This is a genomic window from Kurthia sp. YJT4 (genome assembly GCF_030219945.1).
In the GTDB taxonomy this organism is placed as follows: domain Bacteria; phylum Bacillota; class Bacilli; order Bacillales_A; family Planococcaceae; genus Kurthia; species Kurthia gibsonii.
In genome coordinates this window covers 175,026-193,931 of record NZ_CP126689.1, presented here as the reverse complement: position 1 = coordinate 193,931, position 18,906 = coordinate 175,026, and the positions used below count along the sequence as shown (strand labels likewise).

The 18,906-nt window shown below is 37.0% G+C and carries 16 protein-coding genes; 7 read left to right on the top strand and 9 right to left on the bottom strand.

Annotated elements, in window-relative coordinates; all coding sequences use genetic code 11:
• Positions 1-32 precede the first annotated feature (32 nt).
• Together QN089_RS00990 and QN089_RS00985 are read right to left on the bottom strand one after the other, a co-directional pair.
• Positions 33-794, bottom strand: a complete 762-nt coding sequence (locus QN089_RS00990) for an IclR family transcriptional regulator (RefSeq protein WP_285215747.1) — start codon at positions 792-794, stop codon at positions 33-35.
• A gap of 104 nt (positions 795-898) precedes the next feature.
• Positions 899-2,605 (bottom strand): sulfite exporter TauE/SafE family protein, encoded by a 1,707-nt coding sequence (locus tag QN089_RS00985; RefSeq protein ID WP_068456354.1) that lies wholly within the window; start codon positions 2,603-2,605, stop codon positions 899-901.
• Positions 2,606-2,729: 124 nt separating this feature from the next.
• Here QN089_RS00985 and QN089_RS00980 point away from each other — a divergent pair, with 124 nt between their 5' ends.
• The 6 genes from QN089_RS00980 (at position 2,730) to QN089_RS00955 (ending at position 8,480) form a co-directional block, all read left to right on the top strand.
• Positions 2,730-3,383 (top strand): lysoplasmalogenase family protein, encoded by a 654-nt coding sequence (locus QN089_RS00980; RefSeq protein WP_285215746.1) that lies wholly within the window; start codon positions 2,730-2,732, stop codon positions 3,381-3,383.
• A gap of 35 nt (positions 3,384-3,418) precedes the next feature.
• Positions 3,419-4,645, top strand: coding sequence for a peptidase T (gene pepT / locus QN089_RS00975; RefSeq protein WP_285215745.1), 1,227 nt, complete (start codon positions 3,419-3,421; stop codon positions 4,643-4,645).
• 23 nt (positions 4,646-4,668) lie between these two features.
• Complete coding sequence (locus QN089_RS00970) at positions 4,669-5,610, top strand: DMT family transporter (protein ID WP_285215743.1); 942 nt, start codon at positions 4,669-4,671, stop codon at positions 5,608-5,610.
• Positions 5,611-5,915: 305 nt separating this feature from the next.
• Complete coding sequence (locus QN089_RS00965; protein ID WP_285215742.1) at positions 5,916-6,626, top strand: siderophore-iron reductase FhuF; 711 nt, start codon at positions 5,916-5,918, stop codon at positions 6,624-6,626.
• Between the two features lie 174 nt (positions 6,627-6,800).
• Positions 6,801-8,075, top strand: coding sequence for an Nramp family divalent metal transporter (locus tag QN089_RS00960; RefSeq protein WP_087680938.1), 1,275 nt, complete (start codon positions 6,801-6,803; stop codon positions 8,073-8,075).
• 210 nt (positions 8,076-8,285) lie between these two features.
• Entirely contained in the window at positions 8,286-8,480 is a 195-nt protein-coding gene (locus QN089_RS00955) for a hypothetical protein (RefSeq protein WP_285215741.1), read from the top strand.
• Positions 8,481-8,600: 120 nt separating this feature from the next.
• Here QN089_RS00955 and QN089_RS00950 read toward each other — a convergent pair whose 3' ends face one another.
• Genes QN089_RS00950 through QN089_RS00940 form a run of 3 tightly spaced genes read right to left on the bottom strand, consistent with a single transcriptional unit; the run spans position 8,601 to position 11,409 of the window.
• Entirely contained in the window at positions 8,601-9,557 is a 957-nt protein-coding gene (locus QN089_RS00950) for a nucleoside hydrolase (protein WP_068456375.1), read from the bottom strand.
• Positions 9,558-9,603: 46 nt separating this feature from the next.
• Complete coding sequence (locus tag QN089_RS00945) at positions 9,604-10,284, bottom strand: GNAT family N-acetyltransferase (protein WP_068456378.1); 681 nt, start codon at positions 10,282-10,284, stop codon at positions 9,604-9,606.
• Between the two features lie 12 nt (positions 10,285-10,296).
• Positions 10,297-11,409, bottom strand: coding sequence for a mandelate racemase/muconate lactonizing enzyme family protein (locus tag QN089_RS00940; protein WP_285215740.1), 1,113 nt, complete (start codon positions 11,407-11,409; stop codon positions 10,297-10,299).
• 77 nt (positions 11,410-11,486) lie between these two features.
• Between QN089_RS00940 and QN089_RS00935 the strand changes: the two genes are divergently transcribed.
• The gene (locus tag QN089_RS00935) at positions 11,487-12,704 is read left to right on the top strand and encodes an HTH domain-containing protein (protein WP_285215739.1); all 1,218 of its coding nucleotides are present in this window, start codon (positions 11,487-11,489) and stop codon (positions 12,702-12,704) included.
• 47 nt (positions 12,705-12,751) lie between these two features.
• Here QN089_RS00935 and nhaC read toward each other — a convergent pair whose 3' ends face one another.
• The 4 genes from nhaC to QN089_RS00915 all read right to left on the bottom strand — a co-directional run bounded on the left by nhaC (position 12,752) and on the right by QN089_RS00915 (position 18,740).
• Positions 12,752-14,191 (bottom strand): Na+/H+ antiporter NhaC, encoded by a 1,440-nt coding sequence (gene nhaC, locus QN089_RS00930; RefSeq protein ID WP_068456388.1) that lies wholly within the window; start codon positions 14,189-14,191, stop codon positions 12,752-12,754.
• A gap of 237 nt (positions 14,192-14,428) precedes the next feature.
• Positions 14,429-15,538 (bottom strand): amidohydrolase, encoded by a 1,110-nt coding sequence (locus tag QN089_RS00925; protein WP_285215738.1) that lies wholly within the window; start codon positions 15,536-15,538, stop codon positions 14,429-14,431.
• A gap of 18 nt (positions 15,539-15,556) precedes the next feature.
• Complete coding sequence (mprF, locus tag QN089_RS00920; protein ID WP_285215737.1) at positions 15,557-18,142, bottom strand: bifunctional lysylphosphatidylglycerol flippase/synthetase MprF; 2,586 nt, start codon at positions 18,140-18,142, stop codon at positions 15,557-15,559.
• A 202-nt stretch (positions 18,143-18,344) separates the two neighbouring features.
• Positions 18,345-18,740 (bottom strand): helix-turn-helix domain-containing protein, encoded by a 396-nt coding sequence (locus QN089_RS00915; RefSeq protein WP_231726958.1) that lies wholly within the window; start codon positions 18,738-18,740, stop codon positions 18,345-18,347.
• Positions 18,741-18,906: the final 166 nt, after the last annotated feature.

Genomic DNA, 18,906 nt, shown 5'->3' with positions numbered 1-18,906 from the left:
TTTTCATGAACATCACCTACCTTCCTAACGCGTTACACTTCTGGGCGATAACCTAATTTTAAAGAGATGTCGAGTGCGGCTTCCTTTGCTTTTGGAATAAATACTGCAAGATGTTCTTCTGTGTAATTCGTTTCAATTCCTGCAATACTAATCGCTGCAACAACCTCTCCTAAATGATTAAAAATTGGAACGCCAACTGCTGCCGTAAAATCTTCTAGCTCTGAAAAACTCACCGTATATCCTTTATTTCTCGTTTCAGAAATCGAATGACGAAGTGCTTCTTCTGACGTGATGGTTCCCTTTGCATAAGCTGTTAATTCTACTCGCTTCAAATAGTCTTCTCGTTCCGTTGGTGGTAAAAACGACAGAATGGCTCTTGCACACGCTCCTGCATAAAGCGGTGTACGGCGACCAATTGTTGTATATAGGCGTACCGGTTGAATCGACTGTAACTTTTCAATATAAACTGCTTCATCACCGTCACGAATAATGAGGTTAATGGCCTCTCCTAAATCCTGATGTAACTTCTCCATCGCTAGTAATGCCACTTGGCGCAAATCAATTCGTTCAGAAACAAGATGACCGAAGCGTAAAAAAAGAATGCCTAAACTATATTTCCCGTTCGCATCTTTATCTAACAGACCCATCTCCTCTAACGATTGCAGCATACGATAGACAGATGTTTTCGGTATTCCTGATAATTCGATAATTTCATTAAATGTTAATTTCGCATGATTTATAAATAAATTAAGTATTTCCATTGAGCGTACAACTGTTTTATTTTTACTTTGCATACTAAATACTCCTTTTTTAACCTATAGCTTTAGTATAGCATCATTCAGTTAAAAAGAGAGGAACCACATCGTATGCGATTCCTCTGTTCATTTAGTACTTTACGTTACTCTTTCGTTTTCTTTTCTTTTGGCTTTAATGTCGTGATTGTTAATTCTTTTACTTGTTGGAATACTTCCGATGTCGCCAAGTACGTGAATTTCACTTTATCACCTTCTTGTAAATAGACTGCAAGTGGAGCTACTTCCGAACTCACTGTATAGTTCGTCTCATCATCTAAAAGGAATGTAACATTCGTGAAGTCTCCTGCTGTTTCTTTATATACGCGTAGTACAGTTCCTTCACCCTGTTTTTCTTCTTTCGTCGAGTTACCGTTTACTGTACTCGTACCTGATCGACTTAGAACGTTTTTATATTGGCGAAGTGCTTCATTTGGTGTCGTCGCTGTCACAGCAATTTCAGGATTGGCTGCTGAAACGATGTAGTAATTTTGTAAGAAACCATTTGAATCTAATACAGGTACTAGCCAACTTGTTTCACCATAGAAGTTATAAAGTAATGGCATAGAACCCGACCATTTTTTCTCAACGAATTTCTTTTCAACTACTTGCAGTGCCCCTTCTGAATCCATATACGATTCATCACTATTACCTGTGTAATACGTTCCTTGACCTGTACGTGCATTCGTTAATGAATAACCAAGCATGGAGTCCACGCCTTCTTTTGGACTTGTAAAGTCAGTGAAGTAATACATCTCGCCATTCTCATCAAATACAGGGCTAACATTTGCTTCTACACCTTCATCTGAAGGAATTTTAATGTCTTTTTTACCGAAAATCGTGTTCCAATAACCATGTACATAATTACCGAAATAACTATTTTGTAAGCTCACAGCCTCTGGTGAAACTGCTCCATCTACAAAGCTCGGAACATCTTTTAATTTATATTTTTTGATGTCACCATTTTGTGCATTCACCATGACAATCCCTTGTGGTTTAAAACCGTTACGTGCCGAAATGAAGTCACCATACGTACGAATATAATACGGTGTACCATCATTGTCGATTTCAAGTTGAACATCTCCGTTGAAAATAGTTAACGGGTTGTGTAGACGCATATAACGCGCAACATGATTATTTAAATAAGCAGACGGAACATATTTCATCTCTTTTTCAACAAATTTTGGATTCGCTGATGAATCCGTCGCGCTTAATACGAAGTAACCCGGTGTTGTTTTCCCTTTAAACCATTTGAAAGCATCTGAGAATTCAACAGGTGCAACATAAACGTAGTCGTCGTTAATTTTTTGAATTTGTAAATTCCCAAGCTCATAGTAACTTGTATTTGGTACTTGACCAAATGCTTTTTTCATCTTGTTGCGTGCATATTTTGGCGGTACGCTCGCTGGTGTTTTTGTTTCGTCGAATGCTTTTAACTCGACCTCTGTTTTCATCTTAGCTGATTCATATTTTTCATCTGCATTCATCATCGGTGCAGAGAGCATATAAGCTGCGACACCAATACCAGCTAAGCCAATTAACCCTTTAATCTTTCGCTCGAACCCTGTTGATAGGTAAGCACCCGCAAATGCGACAATCGCTACAACAGGCCATACTGCTGTCCAGTTTAAATCCATCATCGTTATGTATAGCGTAATCATGGTCGCAATGGATGCTACAAGTAAAATACCAATGAAAAATAATGCTTTAAATTTAAAATTGAAACTACCGTCCTTCATTCGACTAGAAATCGGAACAATTAATATGCCGATTACAGCGGCTAATGCGACTGCAATGATAAAAGTCATCGTCATTTTGTAAAAAACCTCCCTTTCTTCTTGCATTATTTACGTGAAGCGAAGGAAAAAGTTTCAAAACCTCTTGAATTCACAAATTCGGGGTATATTCAAATATGACTTCATACGAGGAGGTTGATCTATGAAAGAACGTACACTTTGGATTACTGCATTCATATTTAGTATTCTTTATTTATTCTTCTTACCAAAAGAAGTTTCATACTTCTACGATATCCTCATACCAACAATCCCAACAATTTGCCTCTTACTTATTGTCTTCACTTCAAAAACGCTGGAAACAGCTCCCTATGATCGTTTTATCCTATTTGGTTTGCTATTCTTCATTGTCGGTCAACTCACACACCCTTGGTTTATCATCGGTTTATTCTTCTTCTTGATCGGTCACCTTTTTTATATTCGTGCATGCTTAACACTCCGTCAAACAGCACCATCTAAAATTGCGACGCTCTGTTTATTATTTTATGGAATTCTGCTTGCTGCATGGGTGGGTGGGAATATTTTTAAAAGTGGAGCTATTCTTTTAGGTCTTGTTGTCCTTTTCTATATCGCCGTTATGCTCACAATTGGGTGGGCGGCGATTCAAACGCGCAAATGGATTCTATTATTCAGCGCCTTCCTTCTTATTGTGTCGGATTCTATTTTTATGATTAATATGTTTGTGACAACCATTGACGGTGCAACACAGTGGATATTGGGGACTTATTTATTTGCACAATTTTTATTTATTTTTCATTTTCCTGAACATTTCGAAATCCGTAAGAAAGTGTTAGAATAGTAGCAATGCTTCAACAATTAAGGAGGATGCTACAAATGAAAGAAAAATTAATCGAACGCTTAATTCGCTATGCGAAAATTGATACACAATCTTGTGAAACAAGTGAGACAACACCTTCAACATCTAAACAATGGGATTTACTTCATGTATTAGAAGAAGAGCTAAAAGCAATTGGTATGTCAGATGTAATGGTGGATGAGAATGGTTACCTATTCGCTTCACTACCTGCCAACACAGATAAAAAAATTCCAACAATCGGCTTTTTAGCACATGTTGATACAACAACTGATTACACAGGGACAAATGTGAATCCGATCCGTCATGACAACTATGATGGAAAAGCGATTCAATTAAATGAAGAAGTCGTTCTATCACCAGAAAATTCACCTGAACTGGCGAATTATGTAGGTCAAACATTGATTACTACAGATGGTACAACACTTCTAGGTGCAGATGATAAAGCAGGGATTGCCGAAATTATGACTGCAATGGAATACTTAATCGAACATCCAGAGATTAAACATGGTGAATTACGTGTTGCATTCACACCAGACGAAGAAATCGGTCGCGGTCCACACGCATTTGACGTTGAGCGCTTCAATGCAGACTATGCTTATACAATGGATGGTGGTCCACTAGGTGAATTAGAATACGAAAGCTTTAATGCAGCTGGTGTCAAATTAACAACTTTCGGTACAAACGTACACCCAGGTAGCGCCAAAAATAAAATGGTTAACTCAATGACAGCCGCAATTAAATTCCAAGAGATGATGCCAAAAGACGAAGTACCTGAATTAACAGAAGGTCGTGAAGGCTTCATTCATTTAATGGAATTTAACGGTTCAATTGAAAAAACAACATTACACTACATCGTTCGTGACCATGACCGTGCAAAATTTGAAGCGAAAAAAGCACTTGTACAACAAGCTTTTGAAGCACTTCAAAAAGAATATGGTGAAGATGCCGTTCAATTAGAGATGAATGACCAATATTACAATATGGCTGAAAAAATTGAGCCTGTAAAATTCATCGTTGACCTTGCAGAAGAAGCAATGTTAAATTTAGGTATTACACCGATTAAAAAAGCGATTCGCGGCGGTACAGATGGTTCTCAACTATCATTCATGGGCTTACCAACGCCAAATATTTTTGCTGGTGGCGAAAATATGCATGGTAAATATGAATATGTCTCAGCTGAAACAATGGAAAAAGCAACAGAGGTTATTTTAGAAATCGTGAAGTTATACGAACAACGCGGTTAATCGCGTTTGAAAGGGGTTTGGGTATGAAAGAAATTGTAATCGGTATTTTTGCTGCCCTCTTCTTCGCCGTCACATTCATTTTGAATCGTGCGATGGAATTAGAGGGTGGTAGTTGGTTATGGAGTTCGTCTCTGCGTTATTTCTTCATGCTCCCTTTTCTTTTGATCATCGTGGCAGCTCGTCGTGGGCTGCCTAAGATGACAAAAGAAATTAAACAAAATACAGGTGCTTGGCTACTTTGGAGTTTTGTAGGTTTCGTACTATTTTATGCACCACTGACTTATGCTGCTGCATATGGACCAGGTTGGCTTGTATCAGGGACATGGCAATTCACTATTATTGCGGGCGTATTACTCGCTCCACTGTTTTTTATACATATTGAACAGAAAAAAATTCGTCAGAAAATTCCGTTTAAATCACTCCTTATTTCATGCATTATATTAGTTGGGATCATCTTAATTCAAATTCCAAGTGCTGCAACTGTTTCAAAAAAGGCACTCTTACTTAGTACGTTACCTGTCATTATCGCTGCCTTTGCCTATCCACTTGGTAATCGCAAAATGATGGAAGTCTGTGATGGTCGACTCGATACATTTCAACGTGTACTCGGTATGACGATTATGTCGATGCCTGCATGGATTATACTCGCTATCTATGCCAGCTTCACTGTAGGTGCACCAAGTAGCTCACAAGTATTCCAATCATTCATCGTGGGGATTAGTTCGGGTATTATTGCGACTATTCTATTCTTCGTTGCAACAGACCGCGTACGAGATAATCAAGGAAAGCTTGCGGCAGTTGAAGCAACTCAATCTGCTGAAATTATTTTCGTTATTATCGGTGAAATGATTCTACTCGGTATCCCACTTCCTGCTCCACTTGCACTTGTTGGTTTACTCGTTATTATTTTCGGTATGCTACTTCACAGTTATCACACGATGCTCATGAACAAAAATGCTATTTAGCGATACAAAGAGGTTGCTCATCCTAGCGACCTCTTTTTTTATGAGAACAATAAAAAAACCAACAGAGTGGCGAATCCCTGTTGGTTCTATGCTATACCGAGCTATTCCATAACGTTTTGAGGGGGGTTATGAATACTCTGTTATTCTTCATCAGCTCTTTTTGGAGAAAAGTGGCTAATGTCCTCTGTATTTCTGTTTTCGAGGAGAAGTAATTTGTTTATATGATAATGATAATCGTTATCAATTAAATAGTCAATAGATTTATTGAACTTTTTTCGTGTATAGTTGGTATAAGGGGGAGAAATATGACACGTTTATCACAAGATCAATTACAACAGCTACATGCATATAGTAATTATGTAGATGTAGAACAACCTTTTTTATTTAATTTACAACAATTATTAGAGGATGACTTTTTAGAAGATGCTAAAAATATATGGAAAGCAGTTAGTCAAAGTGACCAAGATGCAGTTGCAATTTCGTACTTCACAAGACGCTACGGTATGTTCATCTCCATGCAGTTTTATATGCTCACCGTCTATGACGAAATGTGGATGGGGAAGTTCGAAAACTTACAATTTGGCGTACGAGAAGAATTCGGTCGTCCTTCTATTTGTATGTTCACACGTAGCGAAGATTGGGACATGATTGATGAAGATGAGCGCGAACAAGCTGTACATACCATTCTACTTGAGCAATGTCATCAGATTTTCTCACAACTAAAAAAGCTAGGCGGCGTATCCGTCTTAACGCACTGGGAGAATGTATTTGGTTATCTTTTATGGCATTACCATACACTTCTTTCAAGTCATGCGACAGAAGAAGAGGCCAGAATATATTTAGATTTTCTTGAAGGAGATGTTGTATGGGAAGGAATTAGTGAACATTCACGTTTTCACACTTATACAGGCGGACAACCCCCTTCCACACTCATTCACTTACCTGTTAGAAAGAGTTGCTGTTTTTCAAAAGACGTTCCGGGTTTACTAGCTTGTGGTTTTTGTCCATTAAAATAATACACGAAAGAAGAAATCATTTATTCCATTGATTTCTTTTTTTATTTTAGTTTAAAACGGGAATACTACAGTGAGTTCATACTTTACAAATTATGAGATTCTATTATACACTTGCAACATAAAGTTTCCCTAAAACAACTTTTTGTCGTTCACACAGATTAAGGAGCGCAGACTATGAAAAACAAACAAAAAACACCTTTATCCGCAAATGCTGTCTTACGCGGTGAGATTAAAGGTTTCAGACAGATTCTTCCCTTTTTAGGTCCTGCATTCATTGCAGCAGTTGCCTATATTGACCCTGGTAACTTTGCGACGAATATTACCGCAGGTTCTGAATATGGCTATCTACTCTTATGGGTCATTGTCGTTTCTAACTTAATGGCGGTATTGATTCAATCTTTATCAGCTAAACTTGGCATTGCGACAGGGCGTAACCTACCTGAAGTCGCACGTGATAATTTTTCGAAAAAAACATCGATTATGCTCTGGATTCAAGCAGAAATTGTCATCATCGCAACCGATTTAGCCGAATTTATCGGTGCAGCTCTTGGACTTTACCTAGTATTTAAAATCCCTATGTTACCAGCTGCTCTTATAACCGCGGTGGCTGCTTTTGGTATTTTAGAGCTTCAAAGACGTGGTGTTCGTACATTTGAAGCCATTGTATCCGGTATGGTTATGATGGTTGTGATGGCTTTTGCCTTCCAAACATTTTTAGCTGACCCTAAGCCAACGGAAGTATTATCTGGACTGTTCCCCTCTTTTGATGGTGTTGGTTCCATCTTACTTGCTACAGGGATTTTAGGGGCGACGGTTATGCCACATGCCATCTACCTCCATTCTTCTCTAACGCAAAGTCGAGTAATTGGACGTTCTGAAGCAGAAAAGAAAAAGATTTTCAAATTTGAGTTTTTCGATATTGTCATCGCAATGGTTATTGCAGGTGCAATTAATATATCGATGTTAGTCATTGCGGCTGCTTTATTCCATAAACGTGGAATGGATGTCAGCGATTTAGATGTTGCCTACCATGAACTCGGCTCATTAATCGGTCCTACAGCTGCAGTATCATTCGGTCTAGGATTATTAATTGCTGGTTTAGCAAGTTCAGCTGTTGGTACGATGTCTGGTGATGTCGTTATGCAAGGGTTTATTAATCGACGAATTCCACTCTACTTACGTCGTGCGATTACGATGGCTCCACCTATTCTCATTATCGCACTCGGTTTAAATGCCACTGTTGCTTTAGTATGGAGTCAGGTAATCCTATCATTTGGTATCGCATTCGCTTTAATACCACTCATTATTTTCACGAGTAACCCTAAAATCATGGGTGGTTTAGTGAATCGAAAATGGGTGACCTATACAAGTTGGGTAATTGCGGCTATTACGGTTGCACTTAATCTATTCTTAATTTACAGTTCGATTGTTGAATTAATTCAATCTTAATATGTAAAAAAGATCTTTTTCTCTAATAGAGTGAAAGATCTTTTTCATTTCAAAATTCTAGATTATTCCGTCATTTTATACCTAAAACAGATGATTTGATTATTCTTCATCACTTTAGGGAATCAATATGGGTATAAATCGAAAGAAATCTGAAAATTTATGCTTCATTTTTTTTACTTTATGTTACAATTAATAGTAAGAGGTGATGAGATGATTATATGGATTCTTATTTTAGCAGTCATCGATTTAATTGTATGGGGTTTCGCTTGGAGAGAGCTAGTGCATTATGGTCGTCGTCGTATGGAAAAAGCACCACGTCGTTTAGTCGTATTATTCGTACTTGGTATTGTTGTGACGATTGCTTTAGTTATTACATTAATTCAATTGCTGAGAATATTAAATTAAAATAGGTGGCATTTCAAATGAAAAGAAAAGCACACAAAATAGAATGAGGACAAGGTTTATGAATTACATAACCTGTCCTCATTTTTTATTTTTTATAATTGTTTCACATGGAACAATTTGTTAAAGTGTTTTACCTACTGTTGTGACTGCATTAAAGAATAAATCGATAAAGCCGTCACGATTTACTGTGTGTAATACATGAACATTTGGTTCTTTTCCTGTTTTCTTTGCGAAATCAACCAATGTTGCTCCTTGTGTTAGTGAGCCATTCAACTCAACTTCGACAAAGTAATCATCACCTTTAAATAACTCTGGTTCAACTAGACACGCAACTGCACACACATCATGCACACGAATTTGTTCTTCAAATCCAGGTGGGTTAAATGGTGTTTGAGATTGTGTGAATGTATAGAAGTTCATCATATCTGCTACTTTTTCAGCGAATGGTGTACCTAAATTGCGTAAGCGTGTCATTTCATCGCGTGTAATGTAGGCTTTATGCGTTACATCTAAACCGCTCATAATAATTGGAACACCCGAACGGAATACTAATTCCACTGCGTGCGGATCAACATATGCATTGAATTCAGCTACTGTTGACATGTTACCACCAACTGCTGCTCCGCCCATCCAAGAAATCTGTTTAATGAATGGTTTCACTTCTGGATGTGCAAATAATAAAGCAGCCACATTCGTTAATGGGCCTGTTGCAACAATCGTAATTGGCTCTTCAGCGTTCATTAAAACATCGCACATCGCTTGAATCGCTGTACGGTCACTTGCTTGTAAAACAGGGTCTGCCCATTTTACATTACCAAGTCCACCTTCACCATGGATATCTTCTGCTACCTCTTGTTTACGGAACATTGGTTGCTCGATTCCTTTTGCAACTTCTACTTCTTTTTGAATGTATGTTAGGAAACTTAATGTGTTATAAGTTGTTTTATCAATTGTTAAGTTACCAGCCTCAACTGTTACTAATTTAATATCTAGTTCTGGACGCGCATATGCTAATGTCAGCATCATTGTGTCGTCGATACCTGGGTCACAGTCGATGATTACAGGGATTTTGTTCATGTGTAGATAACACTCCTTATATAATAGTTATCTTATTATATACTTTTTATTTCTCATACACTACATACCATTCATCATTTTCTTCGTACATTTTTGTCCCTACAAAGCCATTTTTCAATAATTTTTGTTGACCTTCTGTATCACGCATGACAATGGTCTCTTTTTTTACATATGTTGGATTTGGAGTGCGTAAATCTTTGAAAAATACATAGCGTAATTTATCTACATATTTAATTTTCAAGGCTTTTACAACTAGACCTTGAGAAAATTTATCTTTTAAACTTGGAATATTGTATGGTTGAACTGTTGAACATACATAGTCATAACGTGTTTGATCGATTCGTTCCATCGACCATTGCGCCATTTTCTTTTGTAGACCATATCCTCTATATTCTGGTGCTACATTTGAAATCTCTTGATAAAGTACGCGATGGAATTGATCTTCTGGAACACCACAATCATATCCTAGATGTTCTTCTTCTATTGGTGGATTTAATAGTGCGCGGAAGCCAATCATTTCCTCCTCTACGAAAACACCAATCATCATCTTTTCATCTTGTAGAATCGCTTCAAATTCTTCTGTCGTTAATGGTTGAAGGACACTTCGAACAGGCAATGCTTCATATACACGTTGCTGAAGTGCTTCGATTGCCTGTAAGTCATCCATTGTTAAATAACGAACAGCAAAAGGTGTTTCTCCTAAGTGACCTGTTAAAAAATATGTCATATCTGTTACCCCTTACCCTGTAATCTTCTCTGAAAATGCTGTTAATTCGTGAAGAACTGCTTCGTCAACATCTACACCAAGTCCAGGTTTTTCATTCAATTGAATGAATGGAATATCATACTTCAAGTTTCCGATATCCTTTGAAAATTTAATTGGTCCTGTTAATTCAACACTACCCATAATTTTTTTCGAGAAAGCTACGTGGAATCCAGCAGCTGAACCAACTGATGATTCAACCATCGAACCGATTTGACATTCGATCCCCGCCATTTCAGCCATTACAGCTAACTTCATGGCTGGGTAAATACCACCACATTTCATTAGTTTAATATTCGCTTTATCTGCTGCACGTTTTGCGATGACTTCACGCATATCACGCTCGCTACGTAAACCTTCATCAATCATCAATGTAATATCTGATTTCGCCTTAATCTCAACTAGACCGTCAATATCATTATCTTCTACAGGCTGTTCTAACCAATCGATATTTAAATCCTTCATACCACGAAGCGCTTTTAAGGTCGTTGCTGCATTACCCCATCCTTGGTTAACGTCAACACGAATTGCGATATCTTGTCCTACGCGTTCACGTACTGCTTTGATACGTGCTACATCTTTTGCTACTTCTGTTCCGACCTTCATTTTAAACGATGTATAACCAAGTTCCATCTTCTGAGCTGCTTCTTCAGCCATTTTTTCTGGTTCTCCGATTGATAATACATGTGTAATCGGGAATTTCTCATGATAACGGCCACCTAATAATTGATACACAGGTACATTCATCGACTTTCCTGCAATATCGAAACAAGCGATATCAATTGCTGCTTTGGCTGCTAGTGCTGGTTTTACAACATGATTCATCACATCATGTAACTTCTCAAATTGACGTGGATCTAAACCAATTACGGCTGGTGCTAAATGATTTTTTAAAACTTGGAATGTACTTTCCCACGTTTCCCCTGTAATATGTTCATCTGGAACTGCTTCACCATATCCAACAATTCCATCATCTGTCGTCATTTTCACGATAATCGATTGGATTGAATCATATGTCGCATAGCTGATGATAAATGGATCGATTAATGGTAAGTTAATAGCAAATAGCTCAATTTCTTTAATTTTCATAGATAAAAAACTCCTTTATAATAGATGTCGTTTAGTTGTCGTTAAATAACGAAAATAAAAAGCAAAGGAAGATGACCATGCACATTCGAATGGCATTAATCAGCTCACAAGCTTATCAAAAATACATTTCTAGTATCGCACAAAAAATAGCGGATATCCAACTAGATTTTTATGTGTATGAAGAACCGGAACAAGCAACACAATTACTACATGAATTACAACCATGTGATGCACTTATTATTGGTGGCTTTTTACCGTATTTAGAAGTGAAACCTTTGTTGCCTTCACTTCGTATTCCTTATACACATTTTATACAAGATGAGGCTACCATCTCTACTACATTATTAGCTGCTATAACCAAATATCATATTCCGCTCAATAAAATCTCCATTGATGTGATTGAACCAACATTCGTTACGTCTATTTTACAAGACATTCATCAGCTTGATACTCCTCCATATATTCATGATGCAACACAAGTAGACGTGGAACAACGTCATCGAACATTATACGATGAAGGGCATATACAACTGATTATTACTAGCGTACACCAATTATATGAAAAGTTAAAAGCAAATGGTTATCCTGTTATGCGTATGCAAGAATCGACTTCTGCAACCATTCAAAAGTTAGAAAAAATGCGTGATTCTGTTCTTTTGCAAAAATCAAATGCCAACCGTATGACAGCAGGTGTCTTAAAAATTCATCCAGAAGATGAGGCTGCTTTCATTCATTTTACGCAAGCCATCCATGCAAATTATACAAGGCAAAATACACATCGTATGGAATTATACACAACAATTGGTCACTTAGAACAACTACTACACAATGAAAAACAGTTAAAAGCCTGTCTCGCCTATTTTAAAAAACCGTATCAAATGGGTTTCGGCTATGGTGAGTCGATTTCAGAAGCACTTCAACATGCACAAGATGCTCTTCAATTTACAAAAACCGACGAAATCTACATTCTTGATGAATATAGTCGTTTATTAGGTCCTTACCCAACTCATCAAACGATTTTGCCACTCAAATTTGATAGTGAGAAGCAAAAAGAAATGGCTGAACGTACAAAATTAAGTGTACTCAGTCTTTCAAAAATGAGTTCATTCATTGAGGAACGCCATACAAAGCACTTTACTGCACAAGATGTTGCAGATCACCTACATGTAACAAGACGCACCGCTGAGCGCATGATTAAAAAACTATTAGAACATGGTTATTTAGCAATTATTTCTTCTGAAATGACATACAAAAAAGGTAGGCCACGTGCAGTTTACACTTGGATTGGCTCTTAATGCTGGAAAAGCAAATCGCCAATAAGAGACGATTTGCTTTTTTACATTTATAATGCACTTGGTTCTAATGCTTTTTCTTCTTCGATTTCTTTTTGTTTTGCTTCTTCTAATTCTTCAGGTGTTAATTTAACAATCGCAAAACCTACATAAGCATAAATAATCGAAATAATTGGTACAACAAAGTTTAAAATAGCATATGGCGCATATTCAAATGCACTTACACCTAACGTTGCAAAAATGAATACACCACATGTATTCCACGGGAAGAATACAGACGTTAAAGTACCACCATCTTCTAACGCGCGTGATAAGTTTTTAGAATGTAATCCTCGATCTCGGTAAGCTTTTACAAACATACGCGATGGTACGACAATTGAGATATATTGTTCAGAACAAGTCGCATTTGTAAAAATACAAGCTGTAATCGTAGATGCTACTAGACTACCTGTTGATTTTGCCCATTTCATAATGACTTGAATTAATGATTTCAACATACCTGAGTACTCTAAAATACCACCAAATGTCATCGCGATAATCGTCATTGATACCGTACCCATCATGCCATCTAATCCGCCTTGATTGAATAGTTTATCAACTAATTCATTACCTGATTCTAAAACAAAACCACTTTGTAATGTTTCAAGTGCAAATTTTGTTGAACCGCCTTGAACCGTAATTTGTAATAAGAAACCCATCACAATCCCTGCAAGTAATGCCGGAATAGCCGGAATTTTCTTGGCTACCATGAAAATAACTGCTACAGGCACAATTAATAACCATGGTGAGATATAAAACGTCTCTTGTAAGACACGTAATGTCGTTAAAATACTTTCAGAGTTCATATTCACATCTGCAAACTTACGACCTAAAATACCGAAAACAATTAATGAAATAATTAATCCTGGAATCGTCGTATAGAGCATGTGACGAATATGATCGAATAATTGTGTACCTGTTAAACCAGAAGCTAAATTTGTTGTATCTGATAATGGTGACATCTTATCACCGAAATAAGCGCCTGAAATAACTGCTCCTGCAATCATTGGTGCAGGAATACCCATACTTAGTCCAATACCCATACCAGCAACCCCCACAGTTGCCATTGTAGACCATGAACTACCGATTGCTAATGCTACAATCGCACATAATAATAGAATTGTTACTAAGAACCATGCAGGTGAGATTAATTTCAAACCGTAAAAAATCATCGTCGCAACGACACCGCCACCAACCCATGCGCCAATTGTAAAACCAACAAGCATGATGATGACAACCGCTGGAAGTGCTAATTTAATCCCCTTATACATCATTTCTTCTACTTCTAACCATTTAAAACCATGAGCAATCGCCACAATCGCTGCTGTTACTGTACCAATAACAAGTGGTACGTGCGGGCTTGTCCCCAAAACAGCAACCGCTACAGCCATCGATGTAATCATGACAAAGAACGTTAAAATCGTCCATCTTGCTTTAATTTCTCTTTTCATCCATCTCATCCCCTTTATCTGTCTGAAAAATGAAAACATTCACTAGAATTAAGAATATCCGTTGAGTGGAAAGAGGTCAATGCAAAATTTTTGCACCAAAGCAGAAAGAAAACGATTACATAGACAGTATTTTTATTTGTAATAGCTAAACAATACAAATACAATAAAACGAATAAAAATTTATTGAAATGTATAAAAAACCACTTAATCAATTTGATTAAGTGGTCGAAATGTATTTTATTTTCGTGGTGTTTTCTTTAATAATGTAGCCAATACTTTTGACGCATCTACTAGAGCCTGTTGGTCAAATGTCATATGTGGGTGATGTAAACCAGGTGCTAAATCCGCTCCTACACCTAACATCGCAGCCTTTAGCTCTGGCTTCTTCACTGTATAAAAATGAAAATCATCCGCTCCCGGTGTATGGATCGCTTCTGTGCAAAATTCTTCACCTAGCGTTTCAACAATTGCTTCTTTTGCCATCTGTGCCGCTTCTTCAGAAACTTCTGCTCCTGGCGTATAATCATAAAAGCGCCACTCTAAATCGATGTCAAACTGTTGTTGAATAGCTTGTAGTCCTTTATGGATAGCTGTTTTCATATCATCTAATAAAGCATTACTTTGCGCACGCAGATCCATCGCAAACGTCGCACTCCCTGGAATGATATTCGTACTTCCACCATCAGCAACTACTTTGGTTAATTTCACTGAATGTGGTTCGAACGGTGAAAAGTGCAAACTATTTAGCATTTGATGAACAGCCATGACAACATCCAGTGCATTTTGGCCTTGATGCGGTCTAGCACCATGTGCATCCACACCTTTGATGCTTCCCTCTAAGAAATACGCTGCTCCATGGTGAATCGCTGGCGCAATTTTACCAAGTGGTAATTCTTCAATTGGACGTAGATGAACACCGAATAAATGAGATACACCGTCAACAGCCCCATGTTCATAAGCTGCAACAGCCCCATTTCCTAGTTCCTCTGCAGGTTGGAAAATGAAACGAACACGATGTGTTAATGGTTCATTTCGCAAACGAATTAATGCTCCTAACACCATTGTGATATTCGCATCGTGCCCACATGAATGATTCGCGCGCCATACACCATCTACTTCTTGCCACAAGGCATCGATATCTGCACGAACAGCGATAATTTCATCTCCTGTACCAATTTCTGCAACTAAACCTGGAATATCACCGAATAAACGATACTCCACTTGTAGTTCTTCCATAATCGAAGCTAATGTTTTTGTTGTTTCATACTCTTTCCAACTTACTTCTGGATGTTCATGAAAATGACGAAACCAATCGTAAATCTGTTGTTCTACTGTCAATTCTGTCATAACCGCACCTCATTAAACTTAATTTCGTTGTTTTTTCTTTAAATTTCGCATTGCGATAAGTTGATTTCGCTTACTCGCAATTTTATTATCACCAATTAACATTAAAATTTGTAGCATCGTAAATGGTAACGAGCGTCGTTTACGATAGGCAATATATTTTGGTCGCCACTCATTCGCATATTGCTCTTTCAAATAACGTAAGTCTTTTTTATTCCCAGATTCTTGTGCATTCACTAAAATCTGAGCTGCAATTTTCTCTGAAATTCCCGCATATTTAGATACACCAACATGTTTTAAATAAACCATTCCAATATTAATATATCGATAACCTTTTTCCTTCGTTGCAATTAACGAGCAGACTAACAAATAATCAAGTGCATGTGCTGGCATGTCTGTTTGTGTCGAACGCAATAAACTAATCGCAATCGTATGCTTTGGACCATCTAATTCTGTTAAATTTGCAAATGCGACAATTTCTTGTTGTTTGTTTCGTAATAAAACGATTGGACCATTATTTAAATAGCTCTCATTAAATACATAATGTTCACCAATTTGTTCTTTATCGCCTTGCCATATAGCTGAAAGTTCTGCTAACTCTCGTATAAATGTTTCAGAAAATTTCGGTTCTAACCATTCAAATGTATAACCAACTTCTTGCATTTCTTTTTGTAACTGTTTATATTGCTCTTTTTCTTCATGCGTTAAAACAACTTCTGAAATCTCTACATTTCCTTCTTCACCTAGTTTAAAAAAGTTATAGCCGTATCCGTATAAATACGGAATGAATGAATCACTGACTTCATAAAATACAGGTGTATAACCATAGTAATCTGCAAAGGCAATAAATTCCTCAATCGATGATTTAAAGTGCTTTTGATCACCAATCAAATCGCCTTGCACAATAAATTTATCTGCAGTAATACGGTAAGAGAACAGAACATTACGCTGTTTATTCCAAAAAATACATTGATGCATATGCTGTTCAAAATGATGCGCTTCTGTCACACCATATTTTGCGATATGCTTTGCTACTTCATCTTGATTTTCAACTAGATAGACACGCTTGAATTGGGTTCGATTGCGCTGCCATCGTTCAAACAGAACTACTGCCCCAATAACAATCAATCCAATTAATGCACTTTTAAATAAGTCATCAGGGTTACGAATAATAATCCCTTGTACATGTTCGGAAAGGTGGTGACGTAAATCCGACTTCACAATAATACCAATCACTAAATAACTTAGTAATACAACCGTAATAACGAATGTATTGAAAATACTGCGTCCCCATGTCTCTACATAACTCGTACGATAGAAACGATTGCGTGCAAAGTACAGTAATAGCGCTACAAAAATCATAAAGAGTGCTTGTCGATATTGAATACCTTTTACAATGAAAAGCGCAGCCGCAAATAATAAGACGAACAGTGTTACTTTAAATGTGCGGCGATCCTTATAAGAGATTCCGTTTGATAAGGCTAATAGTAGAAAGCCTGTCATAACCGATACTTGATGCGATACATTAATAAAAGGTAATGATGTAAGTTCTCTCACATACTTTATTTTTTCGATCGCACCCGGTGCAACACTTGAGATTAATAAACTTAAACCAGCTAAAAATACGAGTGCTGTCGCAATAATATGCATCGTACGTTCTAATAGTAAGTTTGGAATGCTATTATAACCTCTATTGAATGAACGCCAAATATCACGAATAAAGAGAACCAACCCAGCTAAGAACGGAATTGCATAATATCCAACACGATAGAATAGTAATAATACTAATACAGATTCTGAAGGAATATTTAAACTTGTAGCTCCCCAAATGAAAACTAAGTCAAAAGAGCCTAATCCTCCAGGAATCATACTGACAATACCGGCTGCTGAAGCAATAACAAACATCGGCCATAAATCGATTAAAGGCACATCAATATTAAGTAATTTTGTTAAAATAACGAGCATTGTGAAAGCACCTAGCCACTCACAAATAGATACAAATGTTAGTGCAACATCGCCTAGCAATTGATGTCTCGTCATTTTTTTACGCAGTAGCTGAACAATCGCGCGCACAATTAAAAACGGTGTATATAAACCGATAAATGCAGCTACATATAGTAAGAAAGGATGCTCTGTAAAAATTCGAATATCACGGAAGAAAATTAATAATAAATCCGCAAATAGTGAAATCCCTGCTAAATAAAAGAGCGTTACAGAGGCAATCATTTTAAAGAATGTCGTATTATCCATGTCTGGCTTTTTAAAGTAATGTGTACGCAAAAGTACACCTACTAAGCCACCAAATCCGATTAAGTTTGAAAATGAATTAATTATTAAAGATTCTTTCATAAGCCTTTTGATTGGCATTTTTAACTTCAGTTTTTTCATAATAAAAAAATCATAAAAAAACATTGGAAAAGCTAAAAAAAGCGGCACAACTGCGATTAATGCTAGCGTCCGAACATCAATTGAACCAAGTTGCCGCGCAATTTGAGCTCCATTTGCTTCTCTTACAATTTTGGTCAATTCGTGAATCGCAAAAAGCATTAAGAGAATCGGTAAAATAACTTTAATCCATTGAAAGATTTTTGAACGATTTATTTTCACCCGTCTCCCCCATTTACATATTTTTTATCATCCTATTAATTATAACGAATCTTTTAATATAAAGTGCTTTATTTTATAAGTATTTTCAGCCATTTCTTTCGAGGTAACATACATTATGTATATCATACCCTTTATATGTAAGACGTGAAACGAAGAAAAAGAGACATTACGCTTGCTCGTAACCTCTCTTTTTAATCATTCATTATGCACGAATGGCTTCTTCAATTGGCATCTCTTTTTTTACCGTTACTTTCATTTCAGCTAACGTATAAAGTTCTAGTAAATCCTGCTTCGTCAGCTCTGGTAAAATGGAACTCAAATCACGAAGTAACACATTCTTTCTTCTGCTATATTCAATATCATTTTGCGGTGTTGGTACATCACTCATAATATTTAATAATAAATCGTCTGCAGAAATTTTTAAAGCTTGGCTCAATCGAACAATCCATTTCGCTGAAGGAATGCTCTCACCAACCTCCCAACTTTTAATACGACTCGCTGACGTGCCGATTTCTTTTGCCAAAGACAACATTGAGTGATTGCTAAGCTCCCTTAGTAACTTTAGCTGCTCACCAAAAGCATATTGATCAAACATCATTACTCCCCTCTCTTTCCAGAGTTTCTATTTTTAGAAATAGACGTTGCAGAATAGAGGCTACGACTTCAATTATTTGATAATGAATGTCCGCTCTCTTTACTTAAAAAATGATTGCCCTATCTATCCTTAACAGAAATTCTCTTAAACTAAACAATTTTTCTTCCTT